This window comes from Pleionea litopenaei (genome assembly GCF_031198435.1).
GTDB lineage: Bacteria > Pseudomonadota > Gammaproteobacteria > Enterobacterales > Kangiellaceae > Pleionea > Pleionea litopenaei.
Genome location: NZ_CP133548.1, coordinates 2,565,101 through 2,587,699, shown reverse-complemented (window position 1 = coordinate 2,587,699; position 22,599 = coordinate 2,565,101). Strand labels below are relative to the sequence as shown.

Genomic DNA, 22,599 nt, shown 5'->3' with positions numbered 1-22,599 from the left:
TCCGACCATGTTAGCTTTTTTAGACAAGGATGTAATATGCAGCTGAATTATATTCACTCGTTTCGCGGGATTGCGATTGTTTTTATCGTTTTAGGTCATGCGCTCTATTTTCAATTCGATTGGTCAAATAATCCTGAATTGTTTAATCTTCTCAAAGATGTTTTAAGTAACGGCACGGTTTTATTTGTATTTATATCCGGCTACTTATTTAAACACCTAAACGGTAAGTACCCTCTTAAGACCTACTACAAAACGAAATTTCAGAATTTAGTCATTCCCTACTTATTGTTGTCGATACCAGCGATTGTCTTCACTGTTTGGGTCGCACCCAGCTATAGTCAGTTAGAAGTGTTCCATTCGGGCAGCGTCGTTGAACAAGTGATGGCACATTACTTGGTTGGCGGCGCTCATGTCAATTATGCCCTTTGGTTTATGCCGATGATCATTGTGATCATTTTGATGGCGCCTTTATTGGCTAAAATCTTTCAGAATCGTTGGTTTTACTGGTTGCTTGTTCCTCTCATTGTTATGTCGATGTTTTTGCATCGAGGACCCGTTCCTATTGTCGATGTGCCAAGGCACGTCGCCTACTTTTTACCGGTGTTTATTACCGGCATGTGGATCAATGATTATCGAGAGCAGCTAGAGCCCATTTTCGAACGTTATGCATTGATGCTATTTGTGATAGTGAGTGCATTAATTGCCATTCAATTCAACTTCGCGTCTTATCATGGTTCTTTGTTAACGGATGCCGCGTTTGATAATGCACAATGGCAATTTGATTTTGAGTTTATTCAAAAGTTATTGATGTGTGCCTTCTTAATCGGTTTACTCAGGCGCTATCAGAGCCTAAATGGTCGACTATTGGATATATTGGCTCGTTATAGCTTTACCATATTCTTCTGTCATATATACATCTTTGTATTGATCGAACTACTGATTGGTCAGCAAAATGTTGATTCTAGTTTCGCCCTTTGGTTGCTACGCGGACTGGTCAGCTTATCAGTTTGTTGCTTGATCGGTATTATTGGCAAGCGGGTACTCGGTCGCTATAGTCGTCAGATCATTGCGAGTTAAAGTCGGCAATGCTTCGTAATTTTAGATGTAAGTGATCGAAAGGATGACTGTATTCTCCGGCTAGAGTGCTTTAAGCTTTGTACTCTAGTCATCACGTTGATTTTAAAATGAAACAACGATTCATAGGAGCCAGTCATGAGTGATCCAGTCTATACCCCTCCTAAAATTTGGCAATGGGATGCCAGTAGTGGTGGAAAATTTGCCAATATTAACCGACCTGAATCGGGAGCTACTCACGAGAAAGCGCTACCGGTAGGTAAACATCCTTTACAACTTTACTCTCTTGCAACACCGAATGGTGTCAAGGTAACTATCTTGTTAGAAGAGCTATTGGCCGCGGGCGTTGATGAAGCCGAATACGATGCGTGGCCAATTAATATATTAGAAGGTGACCAGTTTGGCAGTGGGTTTGTGAGTGTTAATCCGAACTCCAAGATACCAGCGTTGGTTGATCACAGTCAGACACCGAAATTACCAATTTTCGAGTCGGGAGCAATTTTGCTCTACTTAGCCGAAAAATTTAATCGCTTTATTCCTTCTGAAATTCATCAGCGTACGGAATGTTTGTCTTGGTTGTTTTGGCAAATGGGGAGCGCTCCCTTTCTAGGTGGAGGTTTCGGACATTTCTATGCCTACGCACCGGAGAAATATGAGTACCCTATTAATCGTTACGCGATGGAAGCGAAACGTCAGTTGGATGTGCTCGATAAACATTTAGCGAAGCATCCGTTTATGGTGGGTAACGAGTACTCAATTGCTGATATGGCAATTTGGCCTTGGTATGGCGCCCTAGTGCAGAATAAAGTCTACGACGCGGCTGAGTTTTTACAAGTACAAGACTATAAACATTTAGTTCGATGGACTGAAGAAATTGCTGAGCGAGAAGCTGTAAAACGCGGTGTTATGGTCAATAAAACTTGGGGTGAGGAAAACGAACAGGTTCCAGAACGCCACGGTAAGCAAGATTTTCCTAGTTAAATGTCGTTGATTGCTTACATAGCTCGGCGGTAATTGATAGCATCATTGATTTCACGCCGAGTTGTGTTGACTTCTTTTGTGAGCCGTTGCAAGCAACCGCTAAATAGGCTTTGTCGAGTAACCAACCTTTGGTTAGGCTGCACCCTCAATGCACAAGGAGGGTGTGAATGGAAAATATCATGATTGTCAGTGCTTGGTTATTTGGTTGGGGCAGTCTCGCATTAATCAACGCCGTGTTGGCTCAGTCTAAAAAACGAAGTGGATTAAACTGGCTATTAATTTCGTTATTACTCGGTCCGATAACAACCTTGTCTCTGGCGATTCTAGAGCCAACGTTAGATGATTAACGTTTTTTAAGTTGGCGTTTCCACCACCAAAACCATGCGCCGCTAATGCTAAGCCAAAGCAAAACGACTCCGCTAACAATGATCAAAGTAAGATAAACTGAGCCACCTACCGAAGCAATGTGCAGAGGATAAACCGTGTGTGAAATCTGTTCTCCAAGAGCCAGTTTATGATAATTAGTCATTTGTTTAATGGTATTACCATCCGAATTGTATTCTATGTAACTTCGTCCATTGGGATGCCACTCAGCTACCTGCTTTAAACGTATTTTGTTCGCTTGATGATAGATGACCGAAGGTTGAGCAGAATTGAATATCTGATCAACTTGTGCAAGTCGAGCAGACCAAGATGAATAATTACTCTCGTTTAGGGCAGGGATTGTAAATTGATTTGTTGATTGTTCATCATTGGTATTTGGGAAGAAAAAGATCAGTGCACTTTTTACTTCGCTCGAATAAATCATCGCCGTTCCGGTTGCCGTTACAATCAACATAGGAATGAATAATATAACGCCAAACGTTCGATGCGATTGCCATAAGGTTTGCCCGAATTTTTTGTTCCCTGGCTTCGCCCAAGTAATCTGAAAATCTTTATTCCCTAGTCGACGTTTCGGCCACCACTTATAGATCCCTGATAAGAGTAAAAAGAGTGCGCCAATGCCAAAAATACCTTGCAACTGTTTTCCCAGCTGATTGAGCAATAAATGATGATGAAACTCTACCATAACGTCGATCCAATCATTGAGCGCTGCACGAGCCAATACTTTTTCGCCCGATGCGGAGTAGTAATGTCTGGTTTGGTGGATATCGACTACTTCAACCCAGTGACGGACTTGATTTGGTAGCAAAGTGTATTGCGCATGACTGAGATCGTCTGGAAGTTCATAGCTGTTTAAAATCACCGCTGATTTAAGTTCGGGATAAGTCAGTTTCAAGAGATCATTTTTAAAGAGTAAAAGCGTTCCCGTTAGGCTAATTAAAAAAAGCCAAAGGCTGAGTGCAAGACCCAGCCATCGATGTAACCAATTGATCGATTTTTTAACCGACATTAGAAAGTATAAGCCGTTCTAATTACCATTGATATTGCCAGTTCACTCGAACTGTTTGTCCTCGACCCTTAAAGTTTCGTGCGTCATTACCGGCCGTTTGTGCGTAGTAAGTGAAGTAGTCTTCGTCGGCGAGATTTTCGATTCCAAAAATAAATTGACCAATGTTTTCAGTGGTAAGTGTTGTAGTGATATCAATAGTGCTATATCCCTCAAAATTATTAATCGCCGCACTGCCAACATAGATGTGACGATTATAGAACTTGTTCCATTGTAAACGAGATTGCCATTGATCAGACCAACGGTGAGTTAAGAATGCATTTAACCGACGTGGCGCGATATTTCGTCCATCAAGTTTACTATCAACTTTGCCATCATCATTGCTGTCGTATTTACCTTCGGTATCACTGTAGTCAAAACCTAATAAAGAATTCGTTAATAGATCAATATCTAACGATGCTTCAACGCCATAAATATCGGTTTTCTCACGATTAACTTCATAGATACCATCAGCATTGGCTGACAATCGAGAACCTAGATCAGAGTTAGATTGGAAATAACTCAAACTAAACTGAGCCACCTCTCCCCGAAATTCAATACCAACTTCGCTGTTGTCAGTGAGAACGGGTTGTAAATCTAAGAAAGAATCGACCGCTAAACCTGGCTGGTTGATGCCTCGTAGAACTCGGCCGACGTCGGGCATGCTAAATCCCTCTGATAGGCTGACATAACCGCGCCACTGTGAAGAAAAGTCATAGACGACACCGACATTGCTAAGCATTTCATTGAAAGAAGGAGAGCCGCCTGCGACTTGGGTGCTGTTGTAGGCATAAAGCGTTGTAAAGTCGTCCACTTGCAGTTCGCCATGTTCATAACGAAGCCCTGCGTTTAAATGCCAGTCGCCGATCTGATAGCGCGTTTGAATATAGGGCGCCCAGTTCTCAAAGTCGGTACTGGGTACCCATTTGCGTTGCGTTTGCGCTAGCTCTTGATAGGTTCTGTCACGTAGGAAATCAAATCCAGTGGTAATATCGAATCCAGTGTTCGCAATTTTTTGCCAGTTGATGGTGATGCGTGAACCAATTTTATTGGAGTCGTTGCGCGACTGATCATAGATATTGTTTCCTAAGGCAGGATCTTGAAAGGTCGCGAAACGTCCACCACCGTAGAGTGCTGAGAAACTTTGGGAAAAAACTTGCCACTTAAAATCACCGCTAAACCAGTCTTGATCATGAAAATTAATGCTTACAGTGGTGACTTCGTTTTCAGCCGCGTCGCCCTCGAGTTCTCCTTCAATTGAAACGGCTGCAATGTTATTGGCGCGGTCTCCGGCCTCGACAATGTAGTCGCCGTTCGACGCTAGATTAAAATGATTAAGCATAAACTCAAGGCTTTGAGTGTCGCTGAATTGGTAGCCGACCTTAGCGAAGACATCATGACTTTTGGCGTCCATGGTGTCACCTTGAGTAGAGTCCACGCCGATTAATTCTCCGTTGCCATCAACATACATTCCGGTTTCTTTGATACGAATTCCCGTTACTAGTTGCCAATTGTCTTGGCCATGACTTAACAAGTACCCAAGATCGTATGACAGAGTATCGCCACTGTTCGCAGGAGCGACCGAGAAGCCTGAAGTGACTTGATGTTGCGTACCTTGTTGAGCCTGTCGCGTCACGATATTGATGATTCCGCCACTCGCTCCCATGCCCTGAATCGCATTCGCACCTAAGATGACTTCGACACGTTCGATCATCATTGGATCGATGGTATTGGCGGAACGAGCTCCATCACGCAATGGATTTGATTGAGGAACACCATCGATTAGATACAATGGTTTGCGACCCCGGAGTGTTTCGCCTGAATTGGTTAGTTTTTGTCGTGAAGGGCTGAAGGACGGTAATAGGTTCCCCAAGACATCCGATAGACTCTCACTGGCGGCGAGTTGTTCTCGTAATTCATCACCGTCAATGATCTTTATGGTCGCTGGTACAGCGCTTTTGGCGACGGGTGTTCGAGTTGCTGTGATAACGATAGTCTCTTCAGGATTGGTGCCTTCAGAGCTTGCTACCACAGAATTCGAAGCTAGAGTGGTAGCGGCAATGACGCTTAGCGCTAGCGTTTGGATACGTAACATGAGTTTCCCCTAAAAAATGCGCGTTGGTGTAATTTATCTAGTTAATCTTAATGATGGTGCGAATGATAACAATTATCATCTAGATTTAAAATAATTATTTTATGAGATAGAGCACAAGAGAATGTCGCTGAATGTTGATCACTAAGCCGTCTAAATAGGTTGTTATAAAACAATCAGCTTGAAAGATCTCAAGGACGATGGCGTTCGACCCAGCGAGTACTGGGTCGACTTTGATTGTTTTGGCTTGCGGGTTGAGCTCCCTATTGATCAAAATAGTGAGCAAATTCCTCTGCAACGAGATCGGTGTAGACTAAGTCGCCATGATAGCGTGTGAAATGCGTTGCATCGCGATACATATCAGAAGTGAATTGTGGTAACTCCTGCTGATTACGAATGATCACTCCCGTGGTTTGCTCGATCTCGGCTATCGCTTTAGCCAGGCGTGCTTTGGCTTCATCGGAGTAATGAATCACTTCGGTTTGACGGGGTAGAATAACTACCTCTACATGATCTGAGACGGCTTGAAAGTTCTTCACAATACGGATAAAACTCTCAATCAACAAAGGTTCAAAGTTAAGCTCCTCTATGTCAGCAGACGCGATTCGTCGCTGACGAGCATTTTCTTTGTTGGCCGGGTTTTGAAAGGTAGAGTAGTATTTCTTAAACCACTCTAGAGTCTCTTCTGATCGCTCCTCCGGAATCGTCCCACCACCCTGCCAAGGGTAATACCAGTCTTCACCGGTGTAATCTGGGTATTCTTTCTCGAAGAGTTTACCGAGCATCTCTCCGGCTTCTCGCCTTAGTTTGACCAATTCCTCTGGCTCTTCGAGCCGTGGCGGCCGAGTGCCAGGAAACAGTGCGCGACCAAAATAACTGGTAAACATTTCAGCGGAAATATCATTGCGTAGATATTTAATGTTAAATAACAAAGCGCCGCGCTTAGGATCATTTCGAGCAATTTCTATTAGCTCGTCGTTACTGGCTAACATGGTTATAAACGAGTCGACGATACTGTTTGCACCATTCCAACGAGTTTGAGTTGCTTGAAATGGATTAAACTCAATCACGGTGAGTTTTATTTTTCGATCGCTTTGCTCAAAAGACTCTTTAATTCGACGCGATAAGTAGTCTTGAAAAAATGGATTTAATCCACCGAAGCCAAAGTTAAAACTTTTAACTTGTTTACCACGTTGTTCAAGTTTTTTATCAAATCGTCGCGGAGAAAAACCTGCGTCGACCATAGAAGAACCAAAAAATAACATGAGATCGTCCGGCTCTTTAACCACTTTAGGTAACGCATGACGGGCTTCTACAACGCGTCCCATGATATTTGATGTATCGGCGCCAATAACTAGAAACAGCAGTCTCATTAGTAAAACCGCAGCGCCCATTCCTAGAAATATGGCTAACGATATCTTTAGATAGATCTTTCTAGAATTGGAAGTAGATGAACTCATTGCTGGGCTCTCCTATTAGTAAACATAACAATTGACCGATCACCATTAATGGCCAAAATAACCAGCCTTTACTTTCGAACTTGTCAGAGCCCTTTAATACAAAGTGATCCATTAAATGTGTTAAGCCGGTCCAGATGATGACGACAATAAATACAACGATGGCTTGAGTGCTAATAATCGCGTCTTTCGCAAGTGTATGCATACCGACAAACATTGCCCAGGCATCTGACATCGTCTCCGCACGAAACAGCACCCAGCCAAGTAAAATTAAGTAGAAGGTAATTGACCACTTGAAAATGCGCTTCCAAGTTTCAGAGCCTTGATTAAAGCTTGAAAAAATACGCAGTTGTGCCAAGAAATGAGTAACCGTAATGATGACTCCATGAAAGGCTCCCCATGCGACAAAAGTCCATGCGGCGCCATGCCATAGACCTCCAAGCAACATAGTAATAAAAATGTTTCGAGTACGTTGTCCGGTACGATTGCCTCCGAGAGAGATGTACAAATAGTCCCTTAACCATGTCGATAATGAAATATGCCATCGTCGCCAAAAATCCACCGGAGATACCGCGAAATAGGGGACTCTAAAATTCAGTGGTATTTTGAAACCGAGTAACAAGGCAAAGCCGATAGCCATATCGGTGTAGCCAGAAAAGTCTCCGTATATCTGACCCGCAAAAGCAATGACACCCGTCCACAACTCTAATGTGCTCAAAGTTTCAGGAGACTCGAAGGCTTTTTGCGCGGGTATGGCCAACAAATCAGCTCCCGTCTTTTTAATTAGACCAACGGTAATCAGCAAAAATGCGTGTTTCGCTTCTAGCCAAGTCGGCAGTGCTAATGCATGCATTTGGGGTAATATTTGCTTTGCTCTTAAGATAGGGCCTGCCACAAGCTGTGGGAAGAAAGACAAAGCAGCGACAAACTCCGCGAGACCTTTTCGTGGTTTCATATCACCTCGATAAACATCGATGGTATAGCTCAAACTTTGAAAGGTATAAAAGGAAATTCCGACCGGTAACACCCAAGAAAGTGTAGGTAACGACGCTTGATATCCGAAAGCACTTAAGAAGTCAGCTACCGAAATCAAAACGAAGTCGGCGTATTTAAACAGAGCCAGAACACCAAGATTGATAGTCAAAGAAAGCGTAACCAGCCATTTTTTGCGACTGACCGTTGAAGCATTTGCGATGGCTTGGGCAATAAAGTAATCGGCGACAGCGCTACCGACCAGTAACGGAATAAATCGATAATTCCAGGCACCATAGAAAATCAGGCTTCCAACAATGATTAAATAGATTTTTGGACGATGATTTAAGAAAATAAATCCATAACAAAGAATGAAAATTGCAAAGAACAGAAAAAAGAGTGGCGTATTAAAAATCATACGGCCTCCATTCCATAGAATTATGGGATAAAAGCATAAGACGTCCTTATTTTTAGAATATCAATAAGTTTAGAATATCAAGATGTTTAGAATTTCAATTACAGGTATACCATTAGCTTTGACGAGAATGAAAGTCGAAAAGTTTGAATGGAAACAAAAAATTTCTAATCTTTCAGTAATGCGGCGCAACAATCAGTTGTGCAAGATAGTGCTCTCTTTTAAACTGAGGCGATAGTGTCTAAATTTTGATATTGACGTTGCATATAGGCGACAAAAGGACGTTTTACGATGAATCAAAAACCTTTGCTGAAAATTTTGCTCTTAGAGTCGAGATCTGAACTTCTATTTGAACTTCGAGAAAATCTCTTTAAAACATCCGCCACCTTCGAACGTGATGACATTCAAATCGAACTTGAAGGGTTCAGTGAAGCGACATTAGCGCTAGAATCAATACGAAACGATGGTGATATTCAGGCCGTTGTTATTAGCTGGCCGGAACAGTCGGAACAAAGTACCAGTGAAGAATATCAACAATTAGTGGCTACGATTAAACAAATTAGACTCGAACTACCGGTCTATGTGCTGGGTGTTGATAGCGAAGGCTTAAAAATCGTCGATGAGTCGAGTGAAATAGAGTCATTCTTTTTCAAAGATGATGTATTGTCTGACCCAGAGGCCATTTTAGGCTATATCATTAATGACTTTGATGACCGTTGTGAAACGCCTTTCTGGACAGCTTATAAGCGCTATGTCATTGAGTCGAATGATTCTTGGCATACACCTGGACATAGTGGGGGGGCAAGTTTTCGAAATTCTCCCTATATCAAAGATTTCTATCAGTTTTATGGTCGTAATGTATTTGTCGGAGATTTATCCGTATCGGTCGATTTTTTAGGTTCGCTATCAGATAGTACACATGCTATTGGTCGAGCCCAGCAGTCTGCAGCAACAACGTTTGAAGTTAATCAAACCTATTTTGTTACCAATGGTTCTTCGACATCGAATAAAATCATTTTACAAACGCTATTGAGAAGAAATGATAAAGTCATTATTGACCGTAATTGCCATAAATCCGTTCATTACGGTATTATACAATCATCAAGTCTTCCAATTTATCTCAATAGCATTTTTGATCCGCACTACGGAATTTTTTCTCCCCCATCGTTGACAGATATCAAACAAGCCATTGATGAAAACAAAGATGCAAAGCTTTTGGTATTAACCGGCTGTACTTACGATGGTCTTCTAACCGATCTAAAGCAGGTTATTGATTACGCGCATGATCATGACGTTAAAGTCTTTATTGATGAAGCTTGGTTTGCCTACTCACTATTTCATCCTACGTTGCGACCTTATTCTGCGATTGAGTGTGGAGCTGATTACGTTACTCATTCTGCTCACAAAGTTGTATCAGCCTTCTCACAAGCATCGTATATTCACATTAACGATCCAGATTTTGATGAAGACTTTTTTAGAGAAATCTTTAGCATTTATGCATCGACTTCTCCCAAATATCAGCTCATTGCATCACTGGATGTTTGTCACAAACAGCTTGAAATGGAAGGGTACAAGTTGATTAATGCTTTGCTAAGTCATGTGCAAGAATTTAAGTCGCAGGTCGCACAATTAAAGCGAATAAAAATATTAGACGCAAAAGACTTCGCTGCCGTTTTCTCCCATTTTGAAAGTGATAACATGGGACATGATCCGCTCAAAATATTAATTGATATTTCAGCCTTACCCTACTCATGCAAAACGGTTCACCAGTACTTAATGGATGAAATAGGATTAGAAATTGAGAAGTATACTCATAGCACCTTATTAGTTCTTTTAACCTTGGGCGGAACGCGTTCGAAAATTGTTCGACTTTATAATGCACTGAAAAAATTAGACTCTGGAAAAGTCAAATTATCTAGCTTAAAGCGACCAACGCGAGTACCTGATGCTTTACCGCCTATTGATTTAGCAATGCTTCCTGCCGATGCTTTTTATGCACGAAGAGATCATATATCGATAGCCGAGTCGGAAGGTAGAATCTGTTCAGGTCTTATTACACCTTACCCGCCGGGAATCCCATTGTTGGTGCCTGGACAAAAAATACAAGCGCAACATTTAGATTATTTAAAGTCATTATCGATGCAACAAATCACCATTCAAGGTAGTTTAGATGGAACCATTGCGGTGGTTGCCGACGATTAAATAGCGTTATTGATCGCGGAAAACAATCACATCGAGTAGCTGTTTTAAAAACCAGTCACTAGGATGTAATTGTTGCAAATATTCTCGAGCGGCATGATAGTGCAACATCAATTGTCGCTCGGCTTCATCTACTCCGAGAGCTGTGACGTAAGAGGCTTTATGTTTATCTTGCTGGACTGGTTTTCCTATGGTTATGACTTGCGAACTCTGATCTAACAGATCGTCTTTGATCTGAAATGCAATACCTATATGGTGAGATAACTTCTCAATACTCTTTAGATTGTTGTGACTTTCTCCGGCTAGTAAAGCAGGAATCATCCAAGCTGCTTCTAATGCGAGCCCGGTCTTTAGAGAACTCATTACCTCTAGTGCGTTTAAGTCTATCGTGACTTTAGAATCAAGATCTTGACGTTGGCCTTCGCAAATTCTTTGGGTTGTTCTTGCTGCATATTGAATCGAGCACAGTACTTTATCTGCCGACGCGCAGTTAATCTTTGATTGCATCTCAACTGCTTTCATTATTAAAAATACACCCGTTAACTCGGCATTCGCAACGTTGTCGATTTTCTTATGCAAAGAGGGTTGACCTCTACGTAAGTCGGCGTCATCTTGGGCTGGAAGATCGTCGAAGATTAATGAAGCAGTATGCATATATTCGAGTAGCTGCAATACAGGATAACTGTCTTGTTCCGAAAAACTATAGTGTGTCGTCATTAAATGCAACGCAATGACAGAGCGCATGCGTTTTCCGCCACCGTTTAGACTATAAAGCGCAAGCTGCTGTAGAGAATCAGTCGCACTCTGCTGATTTAATGGCTCGAAAATACTACGGTCAACGACCTGTTTATAGTCTTTATACTTCTTCTTAAAGCTATTTGATCCTTTAATGTCTTGCTCAAAGTGATTAGATAAATATCGACTGAGCCACTTGTCGAACCAAGCAATATTATTATTGGCGACAACCATTTTCTCTATTAATGTATCGAAACCAACATTACCGGTAAAAAGCAACGTATTTTTCAGCTCAAGGTATTTGTCATGCCCAACGTTGTTTAACAGACTTTTGTGGGCGTTAATGCTACGTTCGAGAATTAACCGAGTGAAATGCTTGTCTTGGTTATAAACATTTTGAATGAGGTAGAGAACAACCGACCAGTAGATTCTATAGGGAGAGCATTCAAATTTCTCAGGAAACTTAAGATACGCTGTATAAGGCGTGAGATTATCGGACTCTAAATCCTCATAAATGTCCTTAATATCATCATTAAATTGATTATAGATGCCAAAATAGAAAAATCGCTCCGCTTTTTCATTTTCAAGATTGACTATTTGATTTGCGATTAATCGAGAACCCGATGATTTTAAGATCATTGGTGTTAATAAAGAGGGTACAGAAACGAAGCGTAGCTTATTCATTAGCCGGTCTTCGTCTTGAGCTCGAAAGAAAATGTAAGCCTGAGCAAAAAAGTTATCTTGCTCATCATTCTTTAAAAGTTTTTTTATTAGAGAGAGGGCCTCATCTAGCTTTACGTAAACATGATGCATGAAAACTCGATTTTTCTCACTGAACACAGGTAGTTTGCTTGATTGTTTGTCGGTTAAGCTAGCGACAATGCAATCTTTAAACAGTTGATGGTCTTTGTTGGATAAATCAGTACTGTCTTGAACGTCATCAATAAAAGGGTAAGTAATTCCATAACAATAACCAAGGGTGATTGCTCTATCTAAATGCTCAACTTGTTGCTCTCTATTTGTGAATTTTTGCTCCACCATCGCATGCATAACGACACCGGCGATTACCTTGACTAATTTCCGCAAGCAGTTAGTTTTATCCCAGTGTTGTGGAAGAATACCTTGTATAGAATAGAGTCGTTGTTTTAGCCAAAATAAGCGCTGTTGAATTTTAGGGTCGACGCCATCGTTTTCTAGCAGTGATTCGACGGACCAAAGTGAATCTTTCTGTTGGCTCCTATTGCGAATATATTTATGTATTTTCTTTCGATAGCATTGAATAGTCTCTTGAGTGTTCTTGTCGTCTAGAGTAGAACCTAAATCACGGATAAATAAGTATTCCAGTGACTTTTGTAAATAGTCTTTAAGTTGTTGATCCGCTTCCATCTTCTCGAGAAAACTCCAAGAAGCAATCGTTTGATGGTGTTCGTCATCAGAGATCCCCGAATGATGAGAGCGTTGCAATGATGGATTAGCCAAGTAAAGCTGCTCGAGCTTATAAAATGTTGCATTCGAAAGGCTCAGGTCAACCAAATCAATGGCATACTTTTCAGCCTTTTTAAATGCATTGCGGTAATTGAGCTCAAAATCTTCATCAGTGGAGTGGGAAGATTGAGTTTGACTAAAGACATTGTCTTTTCGAGTAAGGGTATTGAATGGCCAGTGTGTTAACTCTGTGCCTTGTTCCGCTGCTCGTGTTAATTCGTGTAAATCGCTCAAGTCACTCTCCAAATGGCTGATTCGATATGACTAAGCAACTAATGTACCAAATTCTAAGTCCTCTGATTAGGGCTGTGAATAAGGTTGCGAGATTTATAGTTCGCAAAATCGACCGATAATTAGTAAGTTTTACTAATTATCGGTTACGTTGGAGGCTTAATTTGTTGAGAGCGAAGGACCGAGTGTTAGTTCTTTTAAGGTTGAGCTTTCGAAGAAAGACGCTGCGCGCTGGCCCATTGCTTTATCCGCTCAACGGGTGTTAATACAATGACATTCCCAAGAATGACGAGTCCAAACCCTAACAAGGTCGAAGGGTACCATTGGAATCCTTCGTATAAGGTGCTGAAAATAACAGCGACAAAAGGAAACAGCACGATCACATAGCTAGCCTTCTCAGAGCCGATTTCATTGAACAAAATAAAGTAGCAGGCAAACGCAATAACGGTACCGAAGACACTCAAGTAGAACAACGAGAGCCAATAACTCGTGGCGTTTGACCAGATAATAGGCGTACCTGCAACCAGCATATATACGGCTAGAACCAATGTTCCATATAACATGCCCCATGCGTTACCTTGAATAACGCTAACGCCTTTCGCTGAGTTACGAACGCTGATCATATTACCCAAGGAGGCGAGCAAGGTTCCACAGAGTGCTAGAGACAAGCCGATAATCGCTTCCGATGAGAGATCCAACGCCTGAATGTCATGCCAGAATAAGGCAACAATGCCACCGACACCTAACATGGCGCCAACAATCACCCTCTGAGCAATTGGCTTACCAAAGAATATTCGCGTATTGATGATGTTCATTAACAACAATGTTGAGAAGGCTATCGATGCCATCGCAGAGGTTAAATATTGCTGTGCCCAATACAAAACTAAATAGTTGAAACTAAAGTTAAAAAGCGCCAATAGCGCGACAAAAAGATGGTTGGCTTTAGACAGTTTCAATGCAATACCGCGCCACCAACAAAATCCCCACATCACGGCCGCTGCTAAAGCAAAGCGCAGGAATAGTGAAAACTCGGCAGGCACGACACCAATTTGAAACTCAATGGCAAACCAAGTGGTGCCCCAGATGATTACCGTAGTTGCATAAAGTAGAACGTTTTTCATGGTTTTCTCAACCAAACATGACTGGACTAGGGGTTAATGTAACTGATCATCTGTATATATAACATATACAGAAAATTAAAAATGTCACCTATACAGAATGGTGATATACTTTTCCGTTATGTGATACTGGTAAATAGGATAGCTCATGGCGTTTGCGGTTGCTCGTGAGAAAAGCGAATTCTTATATCAACAAGTGATAAACCTTGTTCGGCAAATGCGTGATCAAGGCCTGCTCCAACCCGGACAAAAGCTTCCCTCGTTGCGAAGTTTAGCGACTAAGTTATCGGTTAGCGTACCGACTGTTAAGCAAGGCTATGAAGAACTCGAGCGGTTAGGTGAAATCAGTGCGCGACCTAAATCGGGTTATTACTTATCGGTGGTTCAAGCGACCAATTCAGCGCCAAGACGAGCAAGGCTGTCGAACAAAGCCGTGCCAGTTAAGCGTCAATCACTGATCGAGCAAGTCTATGAGGCTATTCATACACCCGGTGTGTTGCCTCTGGGAATTGCAAACCCTGTGGCAGCGCATTCATCTGAAAAAACGCTGGCCCGAACCATGCGCCGAGTGATGAACCAAGCAGGCCAAACGGCGATTAACTATGGTCCTATGGATGGCTTCGCACCGCTTAAACGACAACTTGCACTGCGTTACTTAGATTTTGGTGTACCCGTTGATCCTGCTGAGCTTGTTATCACTAACGGTGCTCAAGAAGCGCTCGCGATTGCATTGCAATGTGTTGCTGAACCCGGCGACATCATTGCCGTTGAGTCTCCATGTTATTTTGGCATTTTAGAGTTGATAGAAAGTTTAGGGATGATGGCCTTTGAAATTCCTTTGTGCCCGGATGACGGAATTTGGTTAGACGATTTAAGCGCTACTCTTGAGCAACAAACGATTAAAGCCTGTATTTTCTCAACAGCAATCAGCAACCCTATTGGCAGTCTCATGCCTGAAGATAACCGTAAGAAGTTGGTTGCTTTGCTTGAGAGTTACAATGTTCCTCTAATAGAGGATGATGTTTATAGTGATCTCTGTTTTACTGAGAAACGAGCCATTCCTGCTCAAGCCTATAGCCAAAAGAAACAAGTAATCACTTGCGCTTCTTTTTCTAAAACAGCGGCTCCCGGTTATCGTATTGGCTGGATGATTGCTCCCAAATATATTGAAAAAGCGAAGCGTATTAAACGTGCGCTCAGCTGTTCATCATCATTAATCAATCAATGGACTCTCTCTGAATTCATCGCTTCGGGAGACTATGAACGCAATGTTCAGCAATTACGACGCACACTCATGATCAATCGCGATCGAATGATTGCCAGCGTTAAACAAGAGTTTCCTCCGAATACTCGAATATCTTGTCCTCGTGGTGGTGGTGTTCTTTGGATTGAGTTGCCTTCTGGTCAAGATGCGGTTGATTTATTTTATAAAGCGCTCAATGAAAAAATCAGTATAGCGCCCGGCGCGATTTTTTCTCCCTCGAATAAGTACTCGCGGTGCTTTAGAATAAGTTATGGCTTACCGTGGAGTGATGAGGTTGAAAAGGCCATTAAGACCCTCGGGCAACTAGCTTATCAGGGTATTGAGCCGTCGCGCGCTCGAACAGGTTAATCTTTGTGTTGATGGTACTTGTGCACCCAAATTGAAAAGTCTTTGAGTGGCATAGGTTTAGCAAATAAATAACCTTGAATTAAGTGACAGCCAAACTCATTGACGGTAGTGAGTTGGGTGGCTGTTTCAATACCTTCGGCAATGACTCGTTTATTTAACGAGTTTCCAAGATTAATGATGGCATTGGTAATGACTTTATCATCATCATCGGTTTCGATATCTGAAATAAATGAGCGATCAACTTTTAATGTCGAAACTGGAAAGCGCTTTAGATAAGCCAGTGATGAATATCCGGTTCCAAAGTCATCAATCGCTAGATCTAAACCAAGTTCTGCAAGTGCATTGAGTCGATCAACCACCACACTGCCGACTTCCATTAAGGTTGTTTCGGTAATTTCGAGAGTAATGTAGCGTTCTTCTAAACCCGATCGCGAGATCGCTTTGGTGACATTTTTTAATAGCTCTTCATCATGAAACTGATGAGGCGATAGGTTAATCGCAACGCCCACTTCCCGCATGTGCGGTTCATTTTGCCAGTTGATGCATTGTTTGAAAGCTTCGTTCAACACCCATCGGCCAATAGTCAGTATCATGCTGTTTTTCTCAGCCGCTTCGATAAACTCGCCAGGCCCGACTAGTCCTTTTGAAGGGTGATTCCAACGTATCAAAGCCTCGGCTTTAATGACTCGATTAGTTTGTGTATCAATGATCGGTTGAAAGAATAACTCGAATTGTTCTGAGTCAATGGCGAGTTGTAGTTCATCATGAAGCTTTTTAGTTTGTGTTAATTCAAGTTCAAACTCAGGGTCGTAATAACGAAAGGTGCCTCTTCCTCCACGTTTTGACTTATACATGGCTAGATCAGCGCTCTTTAACAATGCTTCTGGTGTAACGCCATCATGAGGGTAAATAGCGATACCAATCGAGACTCCGGTTTTAATTTGATGGTAGTCAAGTTCAGCGGCGACGGACAGTTCTTGTATTAACCGTTCAGCAATTTGTGCTGAGCCTTGCCCGATATGGTTAAACTGAGCGATGATGGAAAATTCATCGCCGCCTAATCGAGCGATCATATCAATGCCTCGCAATGACTCGTTAAGTCGCTTTGCGGTGATCTTTAGTAAGGAGTCTCCCGTTGAATGCCCAAGTGTATCGTTCACTTCTTTAAAATTATCGAGATCCAGTAACAGAACAGCAAATTGATTATTGTCGCGGCGAGCTTGCTGAATTTTATCTGACAGAGCTAAGTTAAACTTAGTGCGGTTTGCAAGACCCGTTAGTGGATCGTGTTGGGCCAGTGCTATGAGCTTTTCTTCAATACGCTTTCGTTTTAGTGCGTAGCGAATCGAACGCTCTAGTAAAGATGCATTTAGTTCTTGTTTGACCAAGTAATCCATTGCACCCGATTTAGTCGCTTCAATATCGACTTCTCGATTATCCATACCGGTTAGCAAAATGACGGCATTAACGACAAAGGTGTTAGAGGTGATTTCTTTGGTTAATTCAATGCCGGTTTTTTCGCCGAGCATATAATCGATAAGAAAAATATCAAAAGTGTGACTGCTGATTAGTTCAATAGCTTTGTCGAAGTTTTTCGCCCAAGTAATCTCGATGTCTTTACCGTAGGCTTCTTTTAGATAGTCTTCAGCAAGAATGTAATCATCTTCGTCATCCTCGACGAGTAATAGGCGAATGAAATCTTCATCCGTCTCATCATCCTTTAAAGCTTTATTCTTTACATTCATAGATGGTCTGGCAACTTCACAATCTTAAACCAATAATCCGATAACTTACGAACTAATTCCACTAGTTTCTCAAAGGTAACCGGCTTACTAATATACGAATTCGCTCCTAAATTATAACTTTTTATAACATCTTCTTCTTGCTTAGAGGTTGTGAGTATGACGATCGGAATGTGTTTTAATCGAGCATCACCCTTAATTTCTTTCAAAGCCTCTCGACCATCTTTTCGCGGCATATTGAGATCGAGAAGAATGATATCTGGCAGTGTGTGCTCGGCCATATCTTTGTACTCTCCTTCGCGCCGCAGATAGTCCATTAAGTCTTGGCCATCTCTGGTAAAGCTAATTCGATTAAGCATATTCGCTTCATCGATAGCGTCTTTAAACAGCAGTCGGTCATCAGGATCGTCATCGCACATATGGATTTCAATAAGGTTGTCGTTTCTTTGCATGTTATTGACTCTCCGACTGCTCTACATTATTGGGAAAAGTGATAATGAACTCGGCTCCTTCCCCTAATTGGCTATTAACCTTGATGGTTCCTTTATGGCGTTCGACAATTTTTCGACAGATTGCCAACCCAATGCCTGTTCCTTCGTATTCATTGCGCGCGTGTAATCGTTGAAACACCTCAAAAATACGGTCAGCGTACTTTTCATCGAGTCCGATACCAGTATCTTTAATATGTAATTCAAAGTGTTCTTTATCAGTTGAAAGTTTAGACCAGATTGAAACTTTGTGCTGACCTTCGGGTTTGCGAAACTTGATGGCGTTTCCAATCAGATTTTGGAGCAATTGGCGTAGTTGGCTCTCATCGCCATTAAGTTGAAATAGAGGTTCCGCATGTACTTGAGTCTTCGACTGGTCGATGGCGACCTCTAAGTCAGATAATACCCCTTTTAAAATGCTATTGAGATCGCAGGTTTTAAATGGACGACCCCGAGTAGATACTCTAGAAAACGACAAGAGATCACTAATTAACAAACTCATTCGCGAAGCCGCTTGCTGCATTCTGCCTAAGTAGTCTTGAGCTCGTTCATCAAGATCGTCTTTGGAACGCTCAATTAAACGATCTCCAAACGCTTGGACTTTACGAAGTGGCTCTTGTAAATCGTGGGACGCGACATAAGCAAATTTTTCCAACTCTTCATTCGAGCGTTTTAATTCGACTTCTTGTTGTTTTAATTGATTTTCAGTAAAGCGTCTCACCAATATCTCTTGGTTGAGAAGATCGGTTTGCTCCTTGATACGTTGTGACATTTCTTGAAATTGCCGTGACAAAGCACCTATTTCATCTTTGCGTTCAACAGGAAGAGGGGTGAATTCTTGTGAAAAACCAAAGTTCTTTATACTTGTGAGTAGTTGTCTTATCGGTCGGTTTAATGTGCGCATGATGGCAACTCCTAAGCCAATAGTGACTAACGCGATAAGGCTGGCGGTCACGATTAAAAGATTGTTCAGTTCCGTCGTTATCTCAGAAATTTTTTCATAGGGTTGAACCAGCGCCAATATCATTCGACGTTCCGGTTGTAAGCTATCGAAATGCAGATGTTGAACAACCATTGCGTGTTGCGACTCTTGCATCGAGTTTTGCACGATGCCGGAGCTTTTATCGCCTTGATTGAGCAACCTCTCAGCGTATAAGTATTCATCTTGTAAGGTATATTGAAAAGAGTCTGGAAACTCAAATGAAAACGAGTGGCTGGGATTTTTATGGAAGTAAAACTGTCCATCGTCCCTTAACGCAAACAGCCTTGCGTCGCTTTCAATGACTTCGGTAGCGGTGTAAAACAACTGGGTTAAATTCATGCTGAGTACTATAAAGCCATGTAGCCTGTCACCGTCAAAGATAGGCGCAACGGCACGTAAAGTCGCAACATGAGGTAAGCTGATTTTTCCACGCTCACGATTGAGACTCAGCCGAGATAGCAAAACTTCACCGGGCTTCAGTTTGAGCGCATTTTGAATATACGGCCGGTGAATTTTCTCTTGGAGATCGGCAGAGGGTAACACTGAAATGGTGTTGTTTTGCCTGCGCACTACTATGATCTCTCGAGCACTGTCGCCAGTAGCTGATGGATAATACCGAATGTAGCGCGCTTTAAAATATTGACGGTTGGCCTGAATGACTTGGTTAAAAAGAACACGTAGGCTTTCGAGCCACTCTTCTTGTTGAATTAAATTAAGAAGGTCATCATTCGACGACTGTTCACTATTAAGTAAGCCTTTAAGCAGACGCGAAGAGGCTAAAATTTCTGCATCGCTTTTTAGCTGGTTGATATCACTTTGAACATTTAATCGAATAAAAGACAGATTTTGATGCAATTGGTGGTATTTTTCTTTGGTCAGAGCGGTGCTCAATTCAACAGAAATGACACCTACAAGAGTAAGCGTGGTGGTGGCAACTAAGGCCACGATTAGTGCTAGAAATTTGGTTTTTATTGTCCAGTTTAAAACCATGCAGCTTTTATTATCCAACGTCGACGTGATGGCGGCTATTCGCCCATTATCTGGGCGAATGCATTCCCTTAATAAGTAAACTAACTATAGTCTACTTCATGCCACAGCGACTGATTTTTAGTTAATTTTGCTTGGGTTTTCCAAGTTCGTTGTCTTTATTAAAGATATTCCGACTTTCCGCTTCAAGATCCTTCTTTGGCGCCCGTTTAGCGATGGCTGCACGAAATTGTTTAAATTGGTCACTAAAGTCTGGCAAGCCAATTTCTGCAAACATCTGCTTGTACCGTTTTACCGGGGTTTTACTGAAGTGTTTGAGAGTCGCTTCAAGGTCCCCTTCAAGCACTTGGTTGGCGACCACGGCTGCCGTAATTTGCGCAACCGATAATTCGTATTGACTACGCCAAGGCATGATCAGTTCAACATCGACGTTAAATTCCTTGCTGAGTTTAGCAATGGCCTGGTCAGGATCTTTCTGATTGACGAAATCGATATTCACGAGCCATCGATCGAGTTCGGCGTCTCCGGTTCGATAATCGGCGCTAAATGCAGAGATAGATATGCAAAAAGTGATTAAAATTAAGAGATTGCGCATGAGTTTCTTCCTATTTGCCTAGAGCTGGAAAAGGTTGTCAGAGTTATTAATTCGCTATTGAATGTCAAGCTGCGTGTCGGATCTACCGATTATTCGACATTTTAAGCGATTTTATTGAATAAAAAGTCACCATACTCGAGTGAAATGCGTATAATACGCGCCTCAAAATTTTAATGAGTGTTCCTTTGTGATTGAGAAGTTAAGAAATATTGCGATTATTGCGCACGTTGACCACGGTAAAACCACCCTTGTAGATAAATTACTCCAGCAGTCTGGTACGTTAGGTGAGCGCGCTGCGCCGACCGAACGTGTGATGGACTCTAATGATCTAGAGAAAGAACGTGGTATCACCATTTTAGCCAAAAATACTGCGATTCGTTGGAATGACTATCGCATTAACATCGTAGATACGCCCGGACACGCCGACTTTGGTGGCGAAGTTGAGCGAATCATGTCGATGGTTGACTCGGTATTATTGTTGGTCGATGCGGTTGATGGACCAATGCCGCAAACTCGCTTTGTCACACAAAAGGCATTCGCTCAAGGACTTAAACCCATCGTGGTCATCAACAAAATTGACCGCCCGGGCGCTCGTCCAGACTGGGTAATGGACCAGGTTTTTGATTTATTTGACCGTCTTGGTGCAACCGATGAGCAGTTAGACTTTCCGGTGATTTATGCGTCAGCGTTAAATGGTTTTGCAAGCGAAAATCCAACCACGACCAGTGGTGATATGTCGCCATTGTTCCAGGCGATTGTCGACATGGTAGAGCCACCAAATGTCGATATCGATGGGCCTTTCCAAATGCAGGTATCACAGCTGGATTACTCAAGCTATGTTGGTGCTATTGCGGTCGGTCGCGTGAAACGCGGAAAAGTTACTCCAAACATGCAAGTGACGATTGTTGACCGTGAAGGCAAAACTCGTCGTGGCAAAATTGGACAAGTGCTAGGTTACATGGGCTTAGAGCGCAGTGAAGTGCCAGAGGCTACCGCGGGTGACATTATTGCCATTACCGGTATCGATGCGCCTAAGATTTCAGACACCATTTGTGCGCCCGAAGCAGTCGAAGCGCTTCCGGCCTTAACGGTTGATGAGCCAACAGTAACCATGACCTTCCAAGTGAACACGTCTCCGTTTGCCGGCAAAGAAGGTAAGTTTTTAACCTCTCGACAAATTCTTGAGCGGTTAGAGCAAGAGTTGATTCATAACGTGGCACTGCGTGTTCAACAAACTGATGACCCAGACAAGTTTAAAGTGTCGGGTCGTGGTGAGTTGCATTTATCGGTTTTGATTGAAAATATGCGACGAGAAGGATTTGAACTCGCGGTTTCTCGACCTGAAGTTATTATGCGTGAAATTGATGGCGTATTGATGGAACCTTATGAGAATTTAACTATCGATATAGAAGAAGACCATCAAGGTACGGTAATGGAAAAACTCGGTCTTCGTAAAGCCGATATGCAAAACATGGTTCCTGATGGTAAAGGTCGTGTGCGTTTAGACTTCATTATCCCATCACGAGGATTGATCGGTTTTCAAACCGAGTTTTTAACAGCAACCTCGGGTTCTGGCCTCATTTACCATACGTTTGAACGTTACGATGTGGCGGTTCCTGGTGCCTTAGCGCAACGTCACAACGGTGTTCTTATCAGCAATGGTGACGGTAAGGCCTTGGGTTATGCCTTGTTTACTTTACAAGAACGTGGTCGATTATTTATTGGGCATGGCGTTGAAGTTTACGAGGGTATGGTTATTGGCATACACTCAAGAGATAACGACTTAACGGTTAACCCATTGAAGGGTAAGCAGTTAACTAACGTACGTGCAGCTGGTACTGACGAAAACTTAGTACTGACGCCACCGATTATTTTTACTTTAGAGCAGGCGCTTGAGTTTATTGATGACGATGAGTTGGTAGAAGTAACACCAAAAAGCATCCGAATTCGTAAAAAGTTCCTCAAAGAACATGAGCGAAAGCGCGCATCACGACAAGGATAATAT

At 42.2% G+C, this 22,599-nt stretch carries 16 protein-coding genes; 6 read left to right on the top strand and 10 right to left on the bottom strand.

Features of this window, described 5'->3' with window-relative positions:
* Positions 1-36 precede the first annotated feature (36 nt).
* The 3 genes from Q9312_RS11640 (at position 37) to Q9312_RS11630 (ending at position 2,402) form a co-directional block, all read left to right on the top strand.
* Complete coding sequence (locus Q9312_RS11640) at positions 37-1,077, top strand: acyltransferase (protein ID WP_309201023.1); 1,041 nt, start codon at positions 37-39, stop codon at positions 1,075-1,077.
* Between the two features lie 135 nt (positions 1,078-1,212).
* On the top strand, positions 1,213-2,055 hold the full coding sequence (yghU, locus tag Q9312_RS11635; RefSeq protein WP_309201022.1) for a glutathione-dependent disulfide-bond oxidoreductase: 843 nt from the start codon (positions 1,213-1,215) through the stop codon (positions 2,053-2,055).
* Between the two features lie 167 nt (positions 2,056-2,222).
* Complete coding sequence (locus Q9312_RS11630) at positions 2,223-2,402, top strand: hypothetical protein (RefSeq protein ID WP_309201021.1); 180 nt, start codon at positions 2,223-2,225, stop codon at positions 2,400-2,402.
* On the opposite strand, the gene Q9312_RS11625 is transcribed toward Q9312_RS11630, so the two are convergent.
* The 4 genes from Q9312_RS11625 to Q9312_RS11610 form a co-directional block, all read right to left on the bottom strand.
* A complete protein-coding gene (locus Q9312_RS11625) occupies positions 2,399-3,448 on the bottom strand; it encodes a PepSY-associated TM helix domain-containing protein (protein ID WP_309201020.1) in 1,050 nt (349 codons plus the stop codon). The two genes, Q9312_RS11630 and Q9312_RS11625, sit on opposite strands and share 4 nt — an antisense overlap.
* A gap of 22 nt (positions 3,449-3,470) precedes the next feature.
* Positions 3,471-5,579, bottom strand: a complete 2,109-nt coding sequence (locus Q9312_RS11620) for a TonB-dependent receptor (protein WP_309201019.1) — start codon at positions 5,577-5,579, stop codon at positions 3,471-3,473.
* A 260-nt stretch (positions 5,580-5,839) separates the two neighbouring features.
* Positions 5,840-7,036 (bottom strand): hypothetical protein, encoded by a 1,197-nt coding sequence (locus tag Q9312_RS11615; RefSeq protein ID WP_309201018.1) that lies wholly within the window; start codon positions 7,034-7,036, stop codon positions 5,840-5,842.
* Positions 7,011-8,423: an MBOAT family O-acyltransferase gene (locus tag Q9312_RS11610; RefSeq protein WP_309201017.1), complete on the bottom strand. Its 1,413-nt coding sequence runs from the start codon at positions 8,421-8,423 to the stop codon at positions 7,011-7,013. Before Q9312_RS11610 ends, Q9312_RS11615 begins: the two co-directional genes overlap by 26 nt.
* Before the next feature lie 288 nt (positions 8,424-8,711).
* Here Q9312_RS11610 and Q9312_RS11605 point away from each other — a divergent pair, with 288 nt between their 5' ends.
* On the top strand, positions 8,712-10,622 hold the full coding sequence (locus tag Q9312_RS11605) for an aminotransferase class V-fold PLP-dependent enzyme (RefSeq protein ID WP_309201016.1): 1,911 nt from the start codon (positions 8,712-8,714) through the stop codon (positions 10,620-10,622).
* A gap of 6 nt (positions 10,623-10,628) precedes the next feature.
* Here the strand turns inward: Q9312_RS11605 and Q9312_RS11600 are convergent, their stop codons facing one another.
* Both Q9312_RS11600 and Q9312_RS11595 read right to left on the bottom strand, forming a co-directional pair.
* On the bottom strand, positions 10,629-13,073 hold the full coding sequence (locus tag Q9312_RS11600; RefSeq protein WP_309201015.1) for a polyprenyl synthetase family protein: 2,445 nt from the start codon (positions 13,071-13,073) through the stop codon (positions 10,629-10,631).
* A gap of 194 nt (positions 13,074-13,267) precedes the next feature.
* Positions 13,268-14,191, bottom strand: coding sequence for a DMT family transporter (locus tag Q9312_RS11595; protein WP_309201014.1), 924 nt, complete (start codon positions 14,189-14,191; stop codon positions 13,268-13,270).
* 145 nt (positions 14,192-14,336) lie between these two features.
* Between Q9312_RS11595 and Q9312_RS11590 the strand changes: the two genes are divergently transcribed.
* On the top strand, positions 14,337-15,800 hold the full coding sequence (locus Q9312_RS11590) for an aminotransferase-like domain-containing protein (protein WP_309201013.1): 1,464 nt from the start codon (positions 14,337-14,339) through the stop codon (positions 15,798-15,800).
* Here Q9312_RS11590 and Q9312_RS11585 read toward each other — a convergent pair.
* The 4 genes from Q9312_RS11585 to Q9312_RS11570 form a co-directional block, all read right to left on the bottom strand.
* Complete coding sequence (locus Q9312_RS11585) at positions 15,797-17,545, bottom strand: EAL domain-containing protein (protein WP_309201012.1); 1,749 nt, start codon at positions 17,543-17,545, stop codon at positions 15,797-15,799. The genes Q9312_RS11590 and Q9312_RS11585 overlap by 4 nt on opposite strands.
* On the bottom strand, positions 17,542-17,994 hold the full coding sequence (locus Q9312_RS11580; RefSeq protein ID WP_309201011.1) for a response regulator: 453 nt from the start codon (positions 17,992-17,994) through the stop codon (positions 17,542-17,544). Before Q9312_RS11580 ends, Q9312_RS11585 begins: the two co-directional genes overlap by 4 nt.
* Position 17,995: 1 nt before the next feature.
* On the bottom strand, positions 17,996-19,957 hold the full coding sequence (locus Q9312_RS11575) for a sensor histidine kinase (protein WP_309201010.1): 1,962 nt from the start codon (positions 19,955-19,957) through the stop codon (positions 17,996-17,998).
* Between the two features lie 166 nt (positions 19,958-20,123).
* Entirely contained in the window at positions 20,124-20,594 is a 471-nt protein-coding gene (locus Q9312_RS11570) for a hypothetical protein (RefSeq protein WP_309201009.1), read from the bottom strand.
* Between the two features lie 187 nt (positions 20,595-20,781).
* Here Q9312_RS11570 and typA point away from each other — a divergent pair, with 187 nt between their 5' ends.
* Positions 20,782-22,596 carry a translational GTPase TypA gene (gene typA, locus Q9312_RS11565; RefSeq protein WP_309201008.1) on the top strand — a complete coding sequence of 605 codons (1,815 nt, stop codon included), beginning with the start codon at positions 20,782-20,784 and terminating at the stop codon, positions 22,594-22,596.
* Positions 22,597-22,599 lie beyond the last annotated feature (3 nt).

What these genes read in the sequence shown, in the direction of transcription:
- Q9312_RS11640 (WP_309201023.1), top strand. Translation starts at nt 37, where the DNA reads ATGCAGCTGAATTATATTCACTCGTTTCGCGGGATTGCGATTGTTTTT.
- yghU (WP_309201022.1), top strand. Translation starts at nt 1,213, where the DNA reads ATGAGTGATCCAGTCTATACCCCTCCTAAAATTTGGCAATGGGATGCC.
- Q9312_RS11630 (WP_309201021.1), top strand. Translation starts at nt 2,223, where the DNA reads ATGGAAAATATCATGATTGTCAGTGCTTGGTTATTTGGTTGGGGCAGT.
- Q9312_RS11625 (WP_309201020.1), bottom strand. Translation starts at nt 3,448, where the DNA reads ATGTCGGTTAAAAAATCGATCAATTGGTTACATCGATGGCTGGGTCTT.
- Q9312_RS11620 (WP_309201019.1), bottom strand. Translation starts at nt 5,579, where the DNA reads ATGTTACGTATCCAAACGCTAGCGCTAAGCGTCATTGCCGCTACCACT.
- Q9312_RS11615 (WP_309201018.1), bottom strand. Translation starts at nt 7,036, where the DNA reads ATGAGTTCATCTACTTCCAATTCTAGAAAGATCTATCTAAAGATATCG.
- Q9312_RS11610 (WP_309201017.1), bottom strand. Translation starts at nt 8,423, where the DNA reads ATGATTTTTAATACGCCACTCTTTTTTCTGTTCTTTGCAATTTTCATT.
- Q9312_RS11605 (WP_309201016.1), top strand. Translation starts at nt 8,712, where the DNA reads ATGAATCAAAAACCTTTGCTGAAAATTTTGCTCTTAGAGTCGAGATCT.
- Q9312_RS11595 (WP_309201014.1), bottom strand. Translation starts at nt 14,191, where the DNA reads ATGAAAAACGTTCTACTTTATGCAACTACGGTAATCATCTGGGGCACC.
- Q9312_RS11590 (WP_309201013.1), top strand. Translation starts at nt 14,337, where the DNA reads ATGGCGTTTGCGGTTGCTCGTGAGAAAAGCGAATTCTTATATCAACAA.
- Q9312_RS11585 (WP_309201012.1), bottom strand. Translation starts at nt 17,545, where the DNA reads ATGAATGTAAAGAATAAAGCTTTAAAGGATGATGAGACGGATGAAGAT.
- Q9312_RS11580 (WP_309201011.1), bottom strand. Translation starts at nt 17,994, where the DNA reads ATGCAAAGAAACGACAACCTTATTGAAATCCATATGTGCGATGACGAT.
- Q9312_RS11570 (WP_309201009.1), bottom strand. Translation starts at nt 20,594, where the DNA reads ATGCGCAATCTCTTAATTTTAATCACTTTTTGCATATCTATCTCTGCA.